At 63.4% G+C, this 17,273-nt stretch carries 13 protein-coding genes; 5 read left to right on the forward strand and 8 right to left on the reverse strand.

Annotation, left to right across the window (positions count from 1 at the left end; translation table 11 throughout):
* Positions 1–73: 73 nt before the first annotated feature.
* Positions 74–1,540 carry a sensor histidine kinase gene (locus MPC4_RS16985; protein WP_174513591.1) on the reverse strand — a complete coding sequence of 489 codons (1,467 nt, stop codon included), beginning with the start codon at positions 1,538–1,540 and terminating at the stop codon, positions 74–76.
* A gap of 472 nt (positions 1,541–2,012) precedes the next feature.
* Between MPC4_RS16985 and polA the strand changes: the two genes are divergently transcribed.
* Both polA and MPC4_RS16995 read left to right on the forward strand, forming a co-directional pair.
* A complete protein-coding gene (gene polA, locus MPC4_RS16990; RefSeq protein WP_174513555.1) occupies positions 2,013–5,048 on the forward strand; it encodes a DNA polymerase I in 3,036 nt (1,011 codons plus the stop codon).
* A 92-nt stretch (positions 5,049–5,140) separates the two neighbouring features.
* Entirely contained in the window at positions 5,141–6,025 is an 885-nt protein-coding gene (locus MPC4_RS16995) for an alpha/beta hydrolase (RefSeq protein ID WP_174513556.1), read from the forward strand.
* A 325-nt stretch (positions 6,026–6,350) separates the two neighbouring features.
* On the opposite strand, the gene fadB is transcribed toward MPC4_RS16995, so the two are convergent.
* From fadB to MPC4_RS17015, 4 genes are all read right to left on the reverse strand, one after another.
* Positions 6,351–8,501: a fatty acid oxidation complex subunit alpha FadB gene (fadB, locus tag MPC4_RS17000; protein ID WP_174513557.1), complete on the reverse strand. Its 2,151-nt coding sequence runs from the start codon at positions 8,499–8,501 to the stop codon at positions 6,351–6,353.
* 127 nt (positions 8,502–8,628) lie between these two features.
* Positions 8,629–10,218, reverse strand: coding sequence for an ABC transporter ATP-binding protein (locus MPC4_RS17005; RefSeq protein WP_174513558.1), 1,590 nt, complete (start codon positions 10,216–10,218; stop codon positions 8,629–8,631).
* Positions 10,215–11,318, reverse strand: a complete 1,104-nt coding sequence (locus tag MPC4_RS17010; protein ID WP_174513559.1) for an ABC transporter permease — start codon at positions 11,316–11,318, stop codon at positions 10,215–10,217. The genes MPC4_RS17005 and MPC4_RS17010 overlap by 4 nt, the downstream gene beginning before the upstream one ends.
* Positions 11,315–12,253 (reverse strand): ABC transporter permease, encoded by a 939-nt coding sequence (locus MPC4_RS17015; RefSeq protein WP_174513560.1) that lies wholly within the window; start codon positions 12,251–12,253, stop codon positions 11,315–11,317. The genes MPC4_RS17010 and MPC4_RS17015 overlap by 4 nt, the downstream gene beginning before the upstream one ends.
* A 305-nt stretch (positions 12,254–12,558) precedes the next feature.
* Here MPC4_RS17015 and trpA point away from each other — a divergent pair, with 305 nt between their 5' ends.
* From trpA to MPC4_RS17030, 3 genes are all read left to right on the forward strand, one after another.
* Positions 12,559–13,407 carry a tryptophan synthase subunit alpha gene (gene trpA, locus MPC4_RS17020; protein ID WP_134489225.1) on the forward strand — a complete coding sequence of 283 codons (849 nt, stop codon included), beginning with the start codon at positions 12,559–12,561 and terminating at the stop codon, positions 13,405–13,407.
* 138 nt (positions 13,408–13,545) lie between these two features.
* Complete coding sequence (accD, locus tag MPC4_RS17025; protein WP_174513561.1) at positions 13,546–14,412, forward strand: acetyl-CoA carboxylase, carboxyltransferase subunit beta; 867 nt, start codon at positions 13,546–13,548, stop codon at positions 14,410–14,412.
* Positions 14,413–14,434: 22 nt separating this feature from the next.
* Complete coding sequence (locus tag MPC4_RS17030) at positions 14,435–15,751, forward strand: bifunctional folylpolyglutamate synthase/dihydrofolate synthase (RefSeq protein ID WP_174513562.1); 1,317 nt, start codon at positions 14,435–14,437, stop codon at positions 15,749–15,751.
* A gap of 84 nt (positions 15,752–15,835) precedes the next feature.
* On the opposite strand, the gene queD is transcribed toward MPC4_RS17030, so the two are convergent.
* From queD to trxA, 3 genes are all read right to left on the reverse strand, one after another.
* Positions 15,836–16,192 (reverse strand): 6-carboxytetrahydropterin synthase QueD, encoded by a 357-nt coding sequence (gene queD, locus MPC4_RS17035; protein ID WP_174513563.1) that lies wholly within the window; start codon positions 16,190–16,192, stop codon positions 15,836–15,838.
* 10 nt (positions 16,193–16,202) lie between these two features.
* A complete protein-coding gene (gene queE, locus MPC4_RS17040; RefSeq protein WP_174513564.1) occupies positions 16,203–16,835 on the reverse strand; it encodes a 7-carboxy-7-deazaguanine synthase in 633 nt (210 codons plus the stop codon).
* 78 nt (positions 16,836–16,913) lie between these two features.
* Entirely contained in the window at positions 16,914–17,234 is a 321-nt protein-coding gene (gene trxA / locus MPC4_RS17045) for a thioredoxin TrxA (protein WP_134489242.1), read from the reverse strand.
* Positions 17,235–17,273 lie beyond the last annotated feature (39 nt).

Genomic DNA, 17,273 nt, shown 5'->3' on the forward strand with positions numbered 1-17,273 from the left:
AGCGTGAGACCGAGGGCGGCGGCTGTTTCATGGCCCCGTCGCCCAGCTTCGAAGAAGCTTGAGCGGAAAAAAGCTAGCGCTCCGACCGCAGGGGAACGAGCATTCGAAGCCGGAATCCCTCGGGCTCGAAAGCAACATTGACCTCAGCGCCGATCTGTTGCGACAGCACGCGTTTCAACAGCATCGAGCCGAACCCCTCCCGGCGCGGCGGCTTGACGATCGGACCATCGGTCTCGCTCCATTCCCAGCGCAACGCCGCGCCGGCGGCGCCGTCGGCCAGACTCCAATCGACCGCGATACGGCCATTCTCGGAGGCAAGAGCTCCATATTTGGCGGCGTTGGTGGTCAGTTCGTGAACCGCCATGCCGAGCGGAACGGCGATCTGGGACGGCAGATCGACCGCCGGCCCGCGTAGCCGGATGCGATCCCCAAGATCCTCCGCGTAGCAGCCAAGCTCCTGATTGAGCAGATGTTCGAAAGAGACGGACTGATCGAATTCTTCCGTCATGACGGCATGGGTCTTCGCCAGCGAACCGATGCGCCCCGCGAAAGCCGCCTGAAATTCTTCGATCGTCACGGAGCTCTTCGCAGTCGTGTTCATCACGCCCTGCACGGTGGCGAGCGTATTTCTGACGCGATGATGCAGCTCCCGGATCAAAAGCGACTGACGCTGTTCGGACCGCACATTCTCAGTGACGTCGGAGCCCTCGACGAACAGCCCGGTGATCTCTCCCGTCCCGCTGATAATCGCCTGACACATCAAGTCGAGAAAATATTCCTGAAGCTTGCCCTTATCGTTCTGCAGAACGACGCGCATCTTGCGGTTGGCGAAAGCTTCGCCGGTGGCGAACACCCTGTCCAAGATGTCGATATAGCCCTGACTCGCTCCCTCCGGCACCGCCTCGCGGGCGGTCTTGCCGAGAATATCGCGGCCGCCGACCAGTTCCCGGAAGGCGACGTTGGCCATCTCATAAACATGGTCCGGCCCGCGCAGAACGCACATGAAATTGCTGGCCTGCATGAACAGGCGGTCCAGCTGGTGGGCGGTGGCGAGAAGGGTTTGGTTCAGCACCTGAACCATTTGCAGGCGCCGATGGGGCGACCCTGCAAAGTTTTCGCTTGCCGGGGGAACGCCCTGCCTCGCTTGCGCCTTCTGCGGAAGTTCCGTGATGTCCTGTGTATTCTGCACAAGGAAAGCGACTTTGCCGTCCGCTCCAAACAGAGGCACATGGGTGCAGCTCCAGGATCGCTGCTCCAGGCCATTTTCCCCCGAAATTGGATAATTAAGTACGGGGAGCGCGTCGGCGACCCCCTGATTGCGGACGCGCTCAAAGGATTCCTGCAGCTGCCGGCGGCTTTCTCCTCCGGCGGGAAAGGCTGTAAAGACATTCAGGCCAAGGAGGCCCTCCCTGTCCCGGCCCGTGACGTCGAGATAGGCCTGATTCATGGCGACGATATTGAAATTCGCGTCCATGACCATCGTCGGCGTGGGAAGGCAATTGAAGACAGCCTCGAAATCCATGCGCTTGACCAACTTCACCAACAACCTTGAGCCGGCGGATCATCGCCGCTAATGAGACTTGCCCCGCTCCCCTGATACGCGCCGCGAGCCGGGCTTGCGCCGCAGGAGGGGCTCGAGCCGCGACGAGGCGTGAAGCCTGAGGAGGGGTGGCCGAGCGAACGCTCTTGCTTGCTTGCGATTACGATAGTCCGCTCTCATAGACAAGAACCAGGCCAGGGCACGTGCAACCAAGCCTGGAAATATACTTCATAAGGGTTTAGTTACACTGCGGGCGTCACTCGCTTAAACCACGTCTTGCGCGTACGAAAGGCAATCGTGCGGCGGAGCCATAACGATCGAGGCCTTGTTTGGTTGCACAAGAAGCGTCGCCGCCTTTTGACCAAATCCCGGGCTGAACGCGGCCCATTGCGAGGCGGGCCTTCTGCGAGGTAGCGCCGTCCGGTGCGCCCGCTTATGCTGTATTTTATCTCGTTCCCAGATGTCGCAACCCATGTCGCCCATGCAAAGACCCGTCCAGGCCGGAGATCATGTTTTCCTGGTTGATGGATCATCCTTCGTTTTCCGCGCCTATTTCCAGTCGATTCGCCAGGATGCGAAATATAATTACCGCTCCGATGGATTGCCTACGGGCGCCCTTCGCCTGTTCTGCACGAAATTGTTTCAGTTCGTGCGGGATGGCGCGGCGGGCATCAAGCCGACTCATCTTGCGATCATTTTCGATAAGTCGGAGAACTCCTTCCGCAAGGAGATTTATCCGCCCTATAAAGGCAACCGCTCCGAGCCGCCCGAAGATCTCATCCCCCAGTTCCCGCTGATGCGCGCCGCGGTGCGCGCCTTCGGACTGCCGCCGATTGAACAGGACCGTTTCGAGGCTGACGATCTCATCGCGACCTATGCCCGGCAGGCGAAGGAGCGCGGCGCGGATGTTCTCATCATTTCCGCCGACAAGGATCTGATGCAGCTCATCGGGCCCGGTGTCGCAATGTATGATCCGGCCTCGGGCGAGGCCGGCGCCAAAGGCTCGCGCGAGGAGCGCCGCATCGGCTTCGAGGAAGTCTGCGCCTATTTCGGCGTGCCGCCTGAAAAAGTGATCGACGTTCAGGCGCTCGCCGGCGATTCGACCGACAATGTGCCGGGCGCGCGCGGCATCGGCCTTAAAACCGCGGCGCAACTCATCAATGAATATGGCGACCTCGACTCTCTGCTCGCCGCCGCGGATAAGATCAAGCAGCCGAAGCGGCGCGAAATTCTGACCGATCCCGACAGCGTCGCGCTGATCAAGGTGTCGAAGCAGCTCGTTTCTCTTGTTTGCGACGCGCCACTCACGGTTCCTCTCGACGATCTCGGCCTCGCGGCGCCCGACGGCAAGACGCTGGTCGCCTTCTTCAAGGCGCTGGAATTTACCACCATCACCAAGCGCGCCGCTGAGGCCTATGGCGTTGAGGCCGCGCTCATCGAGCCGGACCCCGCAGTCACCGGCGCCGCCGGCTGGCGCGGCCGCGACGGCGCGCCCCTCCCCGCTCCAGCCCAGCCCGGCGCCGAGGCGGCCGACCCCGCGCAACAGGCGCCGAAGCGTAACGCCCGCTACGGGGAACAGGCGCCGCAAAAAGCCATCGCGACCGGGCCGGGCGAGCTGGCGGCGGCGCGCGCGTCCAGCGCGCTTGCGGAAAAATTCGACGTCAAAAGCTATGAAACCATTATGAGCCTTGAGCGGCTCGACGCTGTCATCGCCGAAGCGCTGGAGGGCGGCGTCGTCGCGGTCGATACGGAAACCTCTTCGCTCGATCCGATGCAGGCCGAACTCGTCGGAATCTCCCTTTGCGCCGCGCCGGGTCGCGCCTGCTACATCCCGCTGCGCCACAAGGGCGAGGGCGCCGGCGATCTTTTTGGCGGCGGCGATCTTGTGCCCGGCCAATTGCCGATGGACGAGGTTCTGGCGCGGCTGAAGCCGCTCCTGGAAGCGCCGGACATTCTGAAAATCGCACAGAACATGAAGTTCGACCGGCTGGTGTTTTTCCAGCGCGGCATCGACGTTGGCCCGGTCGAAGACACCATGCTGCTCTCCTATGTGCTCGACGCGGGCCGCACCGATCACGGCATGGATGTGCTCAGCGAAAAATACTTTGGCCATAAGCCAATCCAGTTCGGCGAGGTCGCGGGCTCGGGGCGCACCTTCATCGGCTTTGCAAGGGTTGCGATCGACAGGGCGAGCGAATATTCGGCCGAGGACGCCGATGTGACGCTGCGGCTGTGGCGCGTGTTGAAACCGCGCCTCGCGGCCGAGCGCATGAGCGCCGTCTACGAGACGCTCGAGCGTCCGATGATCGAGGTTTTGGCGCGCATGGAAAGACGCGGCATTTCGATCGACCGCGCCATTCTCTCAAGGCTTTCAGGCGAATTCGCGCAGGATATGGCGCGGCTCGAGGCCCTGATTTTCGAGCTCGCCGGCGAGAGCTTCAACCTCGGCTCGCCAAAGCAGCTCGGCGACATTCTGTTCGGCAAGATGGGCCTGCCGGGCGCGCGGAAAACCGCGACCGGGGCATGGTCGACAGCGGCGGGCGTGCTCGAAGACCTCGCCGAACAAGGCAATGCGCTTGCCGCCCGCATTCTCGACTGGCGTCAGCTCTCCAAGCTGAAATCAACCTACACCGACGCTTTGCCGAGCTTCGTCAATCCTTCGACGGGCCGCGTGCATACCTCCTACGCGCTGGCGGCGACGACGACGGGGCGGCTCTCATCCTCCGAGCCGAATTTGCAAAATATTCCCGTGCGCAACGAAGCGGGACGAAAAATCCGCAAGGCTTTTATCGCAGCGCCGGGACATAAGCTCATTTCGGCCGATTATTCCCAGATCGAATTGCGCCTCCTCGCGCATATCGCCGAGATACCGCAGCTGAAGTCCGCCTTCGCCGAAGGCCATGACATTCACGCGATGACCGCCTCCGAAATGTTCGGCGTGCCGATCGAGGGCATGCCGCCCGAAGTGCGCCGGCGCGCCAAGGCGATCAATTTCGGCATTATTTATGGCATCTCCGCCTTCGGCCTCGCCAATCAGCTGGCGATCCCGCGCGAGGAGGCGGGCGCTTATATCAAGCGCTATTTCGAACGCTTCCCCGGCATCAGGGCCTATATGGACGCGACGAAGAAATTTGCGCGCGAAAACGGTTATGTGACGACGATTTTCGGCCGCAAATGCCATTATCCGCGCATAACAGCGACAAATCCGTCGGAGCGCGCCTTCAACGAACGCGCCGCGATCAACGCGCCGATTCAAGGGTCCGCCGCCGACATCATCCGCCGCGCCATGGCGCGCATGGACGCGGCGCTGGAGCGGGCGAAGCTCTCCGCGCAAATGCTGCTGCAGGTGCATGACGAACTGGTGTTCGAGGCGCCGGACGACGAGATCGAGGCGACGATCGAGGTGGTGCGGAAAATCATGGTCGAGGCGCCGCATCCCTATTTGCAGCTCTCCGTCGCCCTGCAGGTGGATGCGAAAGCGGCGCAAAACTGGGACGAAGCGCATTGAGGCCAGATCGGCGATCAGCATCTGACTCAAAGCGGACGACTGAAGTATTCGGGGAGATCCTCTAAAGCTGTTTCGATCGGGGAGCCGAGGATATGAATGGCGGCGAGATCACTGCGGTCCGCTCATTGTTGAGTTCCAGGCCCCGGCCCGTTGGATGGGCCGAGCGGCGCGAGCGCCTCGACGAAGTCGGCTCCATCTGGCCGCCGGCCGACGATGTGAGCCTCGATCCGGTCGATCTCGGCGGCGTGCCCGGCGAATGGTCGATCGCGCCTGGCAGCGACGCCACTCGGGTCCTGATGTTCTTTCATGGCGGCGGCTATTGCTCAGGCTCCATTCTCAGCCATCGCCGCATGGTCACCGAGGCGGGCCGGGCCGCGCAAGCCCGGACGCTGGCGGTGGCCTACCGGCTGGCGCCGGAGCATCCTTTTCCCGCCGCCCTCGACGATGCGTGGACGGCCTGGCGCTTCTTGCGAAATCAAGGCGTCGCGGCGGGGCGTATCGCCATCGGCGGGGACAGTGCGGGGGGAGGCCTCGCCGTGGCGCTGATCAATCGGCTGCGTGACGCCGGGGAAGAGACGCCCGGCTGCGCTTGGCTCGTGTCGCCATGGACCGACTTGACCATGTCGGGCGAGACGCTCGTCACGAAAGAGGCAACGGACCCGATCATCCACAAGGGATACCTCGTGGAATTGGCTGATGCTTATCTTCCGCCCGCCGTAAACAGGAAGGACCCGCGGGTTTCCCCCCTCTATGCCGATCTGAAAGGCCTTCCGCCGACGCTGATTCAGGTGGGGTCGGCCGAAACATTGCTTGCGGACGCCACGCGCTTCGCCGCCGCGATCGGCGCCGCCGATGTGCAAGCGACGTTGGAGATCTGGCCGCACATGATTCATGCGTGGCCCCTATGGAATGCGCGTCTTGAAGCCGGCCGCCGGGCGCTCGCTCACGCAGGAGCGTTCATCCGCGAATATGTCTGAAGCGATGGGCGTGAATGACCGCCGGCGAGTCACACGCGTCACAGGCGGCGGTTGTACGGCCCACACACAACTCGTCCTTCAAACGCCATGAGACACCTTGAACCGCATGCTGGCTAGAGCATATTCCGATCAGATCGGTTCGATCTGATCGACAAGGATATACTCAAGTTTTTGAATCTGGAGCGATTTCTGATCGATCGAATGACTCCATTCGATCGGAAAGCGCTCTAAGAGTTGGACTGAAGCCTCCACCCTACTACCGCTGGCCCTTAAGGCCGGGGCAGCGGCTGCTGGCGCATCGCCGACGGCCCCCGGCGTGGACCCCTCACCCCTCATAAAACCCCTTCCCCGCCGCGGCGCGCGCGGAAAATTTCTCGCTCGGCCGATAAATCTCGCCGAGGCTGCGCCATTTCACTGAGCGTTCGACGATATTTTGAAGGCCGAGGTAATCGGCGTATTTCAGCGCGCCGCCGAGATAGCGCGGCAGGCCCAGGCCGAGAAGCAGGCACATATCCGCCTCGCCCGGCGAGCCGATGACGCCATCCTCAAAGCAGCGGGCGGTCTCAAGGATCAGCGGCAGCATCATGCGTTCGATGATTTCCGCATCCGTGATCGTCGTTTTGCCGCGCGGCTGCCCGGCGGCCAAAAGCTCCGGCGCGGCGGGATCGGAGTCCTTGCGCGGCCGGCCTTTCGGATCTCTCGCGTAGAGATAGAAACCGCGGCCGTTCTTTTGGCCGAGGCGTCCATCGGCCAAAAGAATGTCGATGGCTGAGGGATGCGAAGCCGCCATACGCTCCGGGAAGCCGGCCGATACGATCTCGGCGACATGATGGGAAATATCGAGGCCGATGACGTCGATCAGATAGGCCGGCCCCATCGGCCAGCCAAATCCTTCCATGACGCGATCGATATGGTGGAAATCGACGCCGTCGCGGACGAGGTGCAGGAACGCGATGAGATAGGGCGTCAGCACGCGATTGACGACGAAGCCGGGGCAGTCCCCGACGACGACCGGCGTCTTGCCGAGCGCGCTGGCATAGCCAACGATGGTCGCGACGGCGGCTTCCGAGGTTTTCGGCCCGCGCACGACTTCGACGAGCGCCATCTTCGGAACCGGGTTGAAGAAATGCATGCCGATGAAATTTTCGGGATGCCGCAGGCCGTCCGCCAGATCGGCGATGCGCAAGGATGATGTGTTGGAGGCAAGGATCGTTTCGGCGGAGGCGATCCCCTCAATCTGCCGGAAGACCGCCGCCTTGATGTCGATGTTTTCGACGATCGCCTCGATCACGACATCGACGGAGCCAAAGCCGTCGAAGGTCAGGCTCGGCGTGATCGCGGCGGCGATCGCATCGGCGCGATCGAGAGAAAGCCTTCCCTGTTCGACCTGCTTGGCGAGCAGTTTTTGCGCTTCCGCCATGCCGGCGTCGAGCGCCTTGTCCGAAACATCCTTCAAGATTGCCGGCACGCCGCGCAATGCGCTCTGATAGGCGATGCCGGCGCCCATGACGCCGGCTCCGATAACGGCCGCCCGACGCACCGGCGCCGCGGACTTCGCGTATTGCCTGCTGATCTTCTTGAGCGCCTGCTCGTTGATGAAAATATTGATGAGCGATGCCGCAGCCTGCGAGCGCGCCGTTCTCGCGAATTGCTCCGCCTCGAGGGCAAGGGCGGCGTCGCGATCCAGTCCGGCTCCAAGCTCCAGCAATTCGACGGCGTCATGCGCCGCCGGGTAATGCGGCAGGGCTCTCGCCGCGTTCACTTCGGCTCCGGCGAGGAAGTCATGGACGTTCTGCCCCTCGAAGGAGAGCGCCTTCGCCGCGTCGACGCGCCGCTGGCGCCATTCGGCGGGATTGGCGACAGCGTTCCTGAGCTGGGTCAGCGCCGCCTCGCGCAGATCCTCAGGGCTCGCCACCGCGTCGACGGCGCCTCGCGCGAGCGCCGCTTCCGGTGTCTGCTGGGCGCCGGAAATGATCCATTGCGCGCTTTCCGCGAGGCCGATCAGGCGCGGCAACCGAACGGTGCCGCCATAGCCGGGAAAAATGCCGAGATGGACTTCCGGCTGGCCGATTTTCGCCGCGGAGGACATCACCCGATAGTCTGCGGCAAGGGCGACCTCGAACCCGCCGCCAAGGGCAAGGCCGTTGATGGCGGCGACGCTTGGCGCCGGCAGATCGCTCAGCGCCGTTATGATTTTGGCGTTGGCGGCGACGAAATCGGCGATCTCTTTCTCCTCGCGGCGGAAGATGTCGACAAATTCGAAAATGTCGGCGCCGACGATGAAGGCGTCCTTACCGCTTGAAATGAGCACGCCTTTGAGCCCGGGCGCGTGCGAGACGGCGCCGATCGCGCGCGCCAGCTCGCCAAAAGCCAGGCGATCGAGCTTGTTGACCGCCTCCCCCTTGCGCGCGAAGCGGAGTTCGACAAGGCCCTCGCCAAGCTCTTCAACCTGGATCGTCTCACCATCAAAAAGCATGTCCCACCCTGCATGTTCATGTTGACGGCCGATCAATGGCGGCCCGCTCCTGACGCATCCTTCCGATACACGCATAGCACAATAGCCGTGACCGCAGCTCTATGGAATGGACGTAATATTCTCGCTATCAGCCGCCGCGATAGCGCAACGCCGCCGTGATCAACGATTGCGTATAATGATGGCGCGGATGCTCCAGAATCGCGCGCGCCGGACCCTGCTCAACAATGCGCCCGTCCTTCATGACGGCGATTTCGTCGGCCATGGCGCGAACCGCGGCAAGATCATGGCTGATCAGCACAAAGGCGAGGCCGTGCGCCGCCTGCAAATCCTGCAGGAGCCTCAATATCTCATATTGGACGGTCCGATCCAGCGCCGATGTCGGCTCGTCGAGCACGAGAAGTCGCGGCCGCAAAATGATCGCGCGCGCGATGGCGATGCGCTGCCTCTGGCCGCCGGAGAAGGCGCGCGGCAGCAGGCGCCTGGCGTTCGGATCGAGCCGCACTTCCTCAAGCGCGGCCGCCGCCCTCTCGTCGCGCTCGCGGGAGGTGAGATTTGGCTCATGCACGCGCAATCCCTCAGTGACGATGTCGGCGACTCTCATCCGCGGCGACAACGCCCCGTAAGGATCCTGAAACACCATCTGCATGGAGCGCCGCAGCGAACGCACACCGGCGGCGTCGAGCGCGCCAAGATCGCGGCCCTCGAAACGAATGGTTCCGCTCGCGGGGACGAGCTTGAGCAGAGCCCTCGCTAGCGTCGATTTGCCTGAACCCGATTCGCCGACGATTCCAAGGGTGCGGCCTCGGCCGAGGCTGAGGCTGACGCCATCCACTGCCTTGATCTCTCTGGCTTTGGCCAGCCAGCCGCCGCGCAGGCGGTAGACCACTTTGATGTCTTCCGCATGCAAAATTTCGGGCGCCGCTCCTTGCGGTCCAAGGCGCAGGACCGGCGCTGCGGACAGAAGCTCCTGCGTGACGCGGTGGCGCGGGCGCGCAAAAACCTCCCGCGCGGGGCCGCTCTCGACGATCGAGCCTGCGGCCATGACGTGAACGCTGCTGGCGAAGCGGCGCACAAGGCCAAGGTCATGGCTGATGAAAATCATCGCGAGCCCGAGCCTTTGCTGCAATTCAGCGAGAAGATCGAGGATGCGCGCGGCGACGGTCACGTCGAGCGCCGTCGTCGGCTCATCGGCGATCAGCACCTCCGGGTCGCAGGCGATCGCCATCGCTATGGCGACGCGCTGGCGCTGGCCGCCGGATAATTGATGCGGATAGGCGCGAAGCCGCAGCTTTGGCTCCTCAATGCCGACGAGCGCCAGCAACTCCTCCGCGCGCAAATTCGCCGCCCTGGCGGACAGTCCGGCCTGAAAGCGTAGAATCGCGACAATCTGCGAGCCGACCGAAAAGAGCGGATCGAGCGAGGACATGGGTTCCTGAAAAATCATCGCGATGCGGCGGCCGCGAATGGCGTTCAACCGCCTTTCGGAAAGGGCGAGCAGATTGACCCCGTCGAACATGACCGAGCCGGCAGCGACCGCGCCGGGCGGAAGAAGCTTTAGCGCGGCAAGGACGCTCTGGCTCTTGCCGGAGCCCGATTGCCCGACGATAGCGGCGACCTCGCCCCGGCGAAGCGAAAAACTGACATGATCGACGACCCGGCTCGCGCCATAGGCGACGCAAAGATCGCGAAATGCAAGGATCGGCGGCTGAGGGCTCATTCCGGCGCGTCTCCCGCCCCGAAATTGCCGGCAAACCTTTCTTCCAGCGACTGGCCGAGGCTCTGCAGGGCGCCGAGCGTCGCGCCGAGAAACGCCGCCGGAACTATCAGGAGATGGATCGCGCCCTGGATATTGCGGGCGCCGTCGGCAATCAGCACGCCCCAGCTCGCCATAGGCTCCTGCACGCCGAGCCCCAGAAAAGAGATGAAGCTTTCGAGTAGAATGACGCGCGGCACGAGCAGCGTCAGATAAGCGGTGATGGGTCCGGCGGCGTTGGGCAGAATATGGCGCCAGATGATGGCCGGCGCGCTCGCGCCCAGAGCTTGCGCGGCGACTACATATTCGCGGCGCTTGAGGGAGAGGGTCTGGCCGCGCGCGATGCGCGCCATGTCGAGCCATTCGACCGCGCCGATCGCGACGAAGATGAGCACGAAATGGCGACCAAAGAGCATCACGAGAACGATGACGAAAAAGATGAAAGGCAGCGCGTAGATGATTTCAACGACGCGCATCATCACGGCGTCGATGCGCCCGCCCGCGTAGCCGGCGATGGCGCCATAGGCGACCCCGATGACGAGAGCGACAAAGGAGGCGAGCAGGCCGACGGCGAGCGAGACGCGGCCAGCGATCAGCGTTCGCGTCAGGAGATCGCGGCCATTGGCGTCGGTCCCGAACAGGAAGAGATTATGCCGCAACGGGATCACGAGGCGCAGCTTTCGGCCGTCGTCCTTGCTCTCGGCGACTTTGGGCCGGCCGAAAAGGTCCGAACTTGCAAAGACATCGAGAGTTTGCGGATCAAGCCGCCGCCCGGCCTCCAGCAGGACGTCGAGCTGACCGCCGTTCTGTTGCATGGACGCGATATGGGCTCCCATGCGCTGAGCGAGGTCCTCGATCCCAAGGCGCGCCTCCTCGGCAGTCGGATGCGCCGAGAGCGACGGCGCGGCGAGAACATAATCAGGATAGACGCGATCGAAAGGATGTGGCGAAACGAGCGGGCCAAAGACGCAGCAGAACGCGATCAGCGCCAACAGTGCGAGGCTCCGCGGGATGCTCTTCGCCGTCGCGGCGCCGGAATGCAAAGATGGCAAAGCCTCGTTCATGGCGCGCGCGCGTCCGCGACTCTTGGATCGAGCCAGCTGTAGATCAGGTCGACGATCAGATTGAAAAAGATGACGAGCGCGGCGACGACGACGACCGTTCCCATGACGAGGGTGTAATCGCGGCCGAGCGCGCCATCGACGAAGTAGCGTCCCATGCCGGGAATGCCGAAAATGGTCTCGACGATCACCGAGCCGGTCAGGATATTGGCGGCGGCGAGGCCGAGATAGGAGAGCGTCGGCAAGATCGCGGCGCGAAGCGCGTGGGCGTAAATATGGCGCGCGGGCAGGCCAAAGGCGTGAAGCGTGCGGATATGCGGCTCGGCAAGGGCGTCGCGCAGCGCGGCCTGCATCAGCCGCGCGATGACCGCGATTTGCGGCAAGGCGAGAGTCGCGACGGGAAGCAGCTGATTTTGCCACGCCCCATCGTTCCAGCCGCCGACCGGCAGCGCATGCAGCGTGAGACCGAAGAAAAGTTGCAGGAGCGGCGCGACGACGAAGGGCGGCAGCACGACGCCGATGAGGGCGGCGACGTCAACCGCCCGCGCGCCAAGCTTTGCGCGCCAGCCGCCGCTCGATGCGCCTGCGATCCCGAGCGCGCCGCCGATCAAAAGCGCGGCGATCATGGCCTCCGCGCCGAGCCGCATCGAAATCGGCAACGCATGCGCAAACAGCTCATTGACCGAAAAATCGCGCCAGTGAAAGCTCGGCCCGAAATCGCCGCGCGCGAGGCTTTGGAGATAAACGAGGAACTGTTGCGCAAGAGGCAGATCGAGCCTGTAGATATGGCGGAGATTTTGCGCGATCGCCGGATCAAGAGGCCGCGCGGAATCGAATGGACCGCCCGGCGCGAGCCGCATCAGAAAGAACGCCAGCGCGATGACGATGAACAAGGTCGCCAAAGCGCCACTGACGCGGGAGAGCGCGCGCCGGAGCATGGGTTAGCGGTTTCGGGATGGGTGTGGCGCGTTCTCTGGCGTCATGCTCTCTCTCTAGGCGCGCGGGCGTTAGCTTACGCGAGCTTAGCAGATGCGGGTCCAAGGCGTCACGGCTCTGCCGACCGCACTGCCGCGCCGCAAGGGAAAACGAGATCCGGCGAATGAGCGCGGTGAGGGATAAGGCCGTCTGCGCCCGCTCGCCCGCTTTTTGCTCCCGGCCCCAAAACCCTTCCCCCAGCCCGAAAAATCCTCTATTGGCCAGCGTTCGCGCCGCGCGGCGCTTTCCGCTCATGGTCCAACAGCCGATGTCAGACTCTTCGCCAACACGCATTGACCGCCGTTTCGCGGACCTCGCCAAAGAGGGCCGAGCCGCGCTCGCCGCATTCGTCATGGCGGGCGACCCGGATATTGCGACCAGTCTCGAGATTCTGAAGGCCCTTCCCAAGGCGGGCGCGGATGTGATCGAGGTCGGCATGCCATTCACGGACCCGATGGCCGATGGTCCCGCGATCCAGGCCGCGGGGCTGCGCGCTTTGGCGGCCGGAACGACCCTGATCAAAACCCTGCGCCTCGTCGCGGATTTCCGCGCCGGCGATCAAACGACGCCAATCGTCCTCATGGGCTATTACAATCCGATCTATGTCCACGGCGTCGAAGCATTCCTGCATGACGCGAAGATAGCCGGCGTCGACGGCCTCATCGTTGTCGACCTGCCGCCGGAGGAGGACGCCGAGCTGTGCCTGCCGGCACTCAAAGCCGGGCTGAATTTCATCCGCCTCGCAACGCCGACGACCGACGCGGCGCGGCTGCCGGCGGTTCTCGCAAATACGTCCGGCTTTGTCTATTATGTCTCGATCACCGGCACGACAGGCGCCGCGACGCCCGATTTCAGTCAGACGGCGGCGGCGGTCGAGCGAATCAAGCGCCATACGAGCCTGCCGGTCGCGGTCGGCTTCGGCGTCAAGTCGGCGCAAACCGCCGCGGCGATAGCCGCCCATGCGGATGGCGTGGTTGTCGGCTCGGCCATCGTCGAAGCGCTGCGCGCCTCGCTCGACGCCGCAGGCAAAGCGACGCCCCGGACCGTCCCGGCGGTCGCGGAGCTTATCGCCGACATCGCAAAAGGCGTCCGTCAGGCCGCGCCGGCGAGAGCATAGGCCGGCCCGGTCAAAGCCGGTCAGCGTCACGTTTGCATATTTCTGTCGCAAACAGGCCCCGAAGCCCGTAAATAGGCGCCAGCCTTGGCCGGATCGACAGGCCGGGAACGCCAAGAGCCCGCTGCATCAGGAACTTGCATGAACTGGATTTCAAACGTCGTCCCGCCGAAGGTCAGATCCTTCCTGCGCCGGGAAACGCCCGAAAATCTCTGGGTCAAATGCCCGGAAAGCGGCGAACTGGTGTTCCATAAAGATCTCGAGGCCAATCTTTTCGTTGTGCCGGGATCTGGCTATCACATGCGCCTCAGGCCGAAGGCCCGCCTCAACAATCTGTTCGACGGCGGCGTCTATGAAGAGCTCGCGACGCCGGACGTGCCGCTCGATCCGCTGAAATTCCGCGACGTCAAACGCTATACCGACCGGCTCAAGGAATATCGCGCCAAGACCGAGGCGCAGGACGCCGTGAAGCTCGCGAGCGGGCGTCTCGAAGGGATGGAGGTCGTCGTCGCCATTCAGGACTTCGATTTTCTAGCCGGATCGCTCGGCATGGCGGCCGGCGAGGCTATCATCACGGGCATGATGACGGCGCTCGAGCGGCGCACGCCCTTCATCATATTCACCGCCTCCGGCGGCGCGCGGATGCAGGAGGGCATCTTTTCCCTGATGCAGATGCCGCGCACGACCATCGCCGTGCAGCGGCTGCGCAAGGCCAACCTGCCTTATATCGTGGTGCTGACCAATCCGACGACGGGCGGCGTCACCGCGTCCTACGCCATGCTGGGCGACGTCCACATCGCCGAACCCGGCGCCGTCATCGGTTTCGCCGGGCCGCGCGTCATCGAGCAGACCATTCGCGAACGGCTGCCGGAAGGTTTTCAGCGCGCGGAATATCTTGAAGCGCATGGCATGATCGACATGGTCGTGCAGCGTCAGGATATGCGCGCGACCCTCGCCCGCGTTTGCTCCCTTTTGACGCGCACCCCGCTCGTTGAGCGAGCCGCCTGACGCAAGCCGGAACACGCGAACCATGACCCCGCTCGACGCCCTTCTGGCTCGCCTGTTCCTGTTGCATCGCAAAGACATCGAGCTGACGCTCGGGCGCATGGAGCGTCTGCTCGCCGCCATCGGGTCGCCGGAGCAGAAGCTTCCTCCCGTCATTCATGTCGCCGGCACCAATGGCAAAGGCTCGACGATCGCCTTCATGCGGGCGATCCTCGAGGCCGCGGGCAAGCGCGTTCATGTCTACACCTCGCCGCATCTCGTGCGGTTTCACGAGCGCATCCGGCTCGGCGCGAAGGGCGGCGGCAGACTGGTCAGCGACGCCACGCTGTTCGCGGCGCTGAGCTATTGCGAAGAGGTCAACGCGGGCGCGCCGATCACCTTTTTCGAGTTTACGACCGCGGCCGCCTTCAAGATTTTCAGTGAAACGCCGGCTGACTATCTGCTTCTCGAGGTCGGCCTTGGCGGCAGAGGCGACGCCACCAATGTCATCCCGCCCCCGAAAGCTACCGTGGTCACGTCAATTTCGATCGATCACACGGAATATCTTGGCGATACGCTCGCGAAGATCGCTTTTGAAAAGGCGGGCATCTTCAAGCCGGGCGTTCCGGCAATTTTGAGCGCGCAACAGGATGAGGCGCTCGAGGCGCTTCGGCTTGAGGCGGCGCGCGTCGGCGCGCCGGCATTCATTGCGGCGCGCGATTTTTCGGCTCGGGAAGAACAAGGCCGCTTTATATTCGAAGACGAGCGCGGCCTGCTCGACCTGCCGCTGCCGCGGCTTCTCGGCCGCCACCAGCAGCAGAATGCCGCAACCGCCATCGCTGCCCTGCGCTGCGTCGAACCGGACCTCGATCCGCAAGCTTTTGAGCGCGGCCTAACCCAGGTCGAGTGGCCGGCGCGCCTGCAAAATATGGTGAAAGGACGCATCTGTGAAATTGCGCCCTTCGGCGCCGAGATCTGGCTCGACGGCGGCCATAATGAAGACGGTGGGCGCGCGCTAGCCGAAGCCATGGCCGATTTCGAGGACCGGACAGAACGGCCGCTGATCATTATTTGCGGCACGCTGACGACCAAGGACACCGCCGCGTTCCTGCGCTCCTTCAAGGGCATTGCGCAGGAAGCGCTGGCTGTTCCCGTCGAGGCGGAACTCTACGGCAAACCCGCGCGGGACGTCGCCCTCGCCGCCGATGAAGTCGGCATCCCCGCCGCGGCCTGCGAAAGCATCGAACTGGCGCTTCGCTTCCTCTCGGCGCGCGAATGGCGCTTGCCGCCGCGCATCCTCATCGCCGGCAGCCTTTATCTGGCAGGCGAGGTGCTGGCGCTGAACGGAACGCCGCCGCAATAGGCTTCGACCGACGCCTCGGCAGAACCCGAGCGCGATGCGCCGGCAAAAATCCAATTGAGCGAGGCGCGCAAGCTGATGGGGCCGTCAAGCCCCATCATAGTCAGCCCAGCAATCCGGCGTCTCGAACACTTTGACGCCGGCGAGCTGCGGCAGCTTCGGTTTGATGCGATCGAAAATCCAGACCGCGATCAATTCCGCCGTCGGATTTTCAAGCCCCTCGATCTCATTGAGGTAATGATGGTCGAGCCGTTCCAGCAGCGGCCCGAACGCCGCCTCTATATCGAAGAAATCGACGACAAACCCGCTTCTTTGGTCGACCGCGCCCTCAAGGTTCACCTCAACGCGGTAGGAATGGCCATGCAGCCGGTAGCAACGATGTTTTTCGCCGACATGCGGCAGCCTGTGCGCCGCCTCGAAATGAAACGCCTGCGTGATTTTCATGCCGAAATCTTCATGGAATGCCGATCAGCTTGTGAGTCTGGACACTGAGGCGCCAATGCGGATGCGAAAGACAATAGGCGATCGCCGCGGCCGTATTCGCCGCGACATCAGCGCCATCCATGGGTTGCAGCCAGAAATGCGCGAAATCAAGCCCGCTCAGCGCATCGGGCGGCAAATCCGCTTGAGGAAACACCAGCTTCAGTTCAGATCCGCGCGTTACCGTCAGCGCCGCGCCCGCCTTGGGACTGACGCATAGCCAGTCGACGCCGCGCGGCGGCTCCAGCGTCCCGTTGGTCTCGACGGCGACCTCAAAACCGCGCGCATGGGCCGCCTCGATCAGCGCCTCGTCGAGTTGCAGCAAAGGCTCGCCGCCAGTAAAGACGACGAAACGATCGCCGGTTCCGCCGCGCCAGGCCGCCTCGATCGCGGCCGCAAGCGCCTCGGGGCGCGCGAAAGAGCCGCCGCCCTCCCCATCGGTTCCGACAAAATCGGTGTCGCAAAAGCTGCAGGTCGCCTCGATGCGGTCCTTTTCGCGGCCAGACCACAGATTGCAGCCGGCAAAGCGGCAGAATACGGCGGCGCGCCCGGCCTGAGCGCCCTCGCCCTGGAGCGTCAAGAACAGCTCTTTGACTGCGTAAGCCATTCTTGTCCCAAGCAAAAAGGACCCCTGCGGGGTCCTTTCATTATAAACCGGCGCACAAAATGGCGCGAATTGGAAAGCTCAGATAGCCTCGGATATCCATCTCTTGAGTTCGCCCTTCGGCGCCGCGCCGACCTTGGTCGAGGCGAGCTTTCCTTCCTTGAACAGCAACAAAGTCGGAATGCTGCGAATGCCATAAGCGCCCGCGGTGCCCGGATTCTCGTCGACATTGAGCTTGGCGATCGTCACCTTGCCCTCTAATTCGTCGGCGATTTCTTCCAGAGCCGGGCCGATCATTTTACAGGGGCCGCACCATTCAGCCCAGAAATCAACGACAACCGGGCCGCCGGCGCCAACCACATCGCTTTTAAAATTCGCATCGGTGACTTTGACGGTCGACATGGGCTGCTCTCATCATTCTGCGCGGAGAAATTCCACCTG

This window comes from Methylocella tundrae (assembly GCF_901905185.1).
GTDB lineage: Bacteria > Pseudomonadota > Alphaproteobacteria > Rhizobiales > Beijerinckiaceae > Methylocapsa > Methylocapsa tundrae.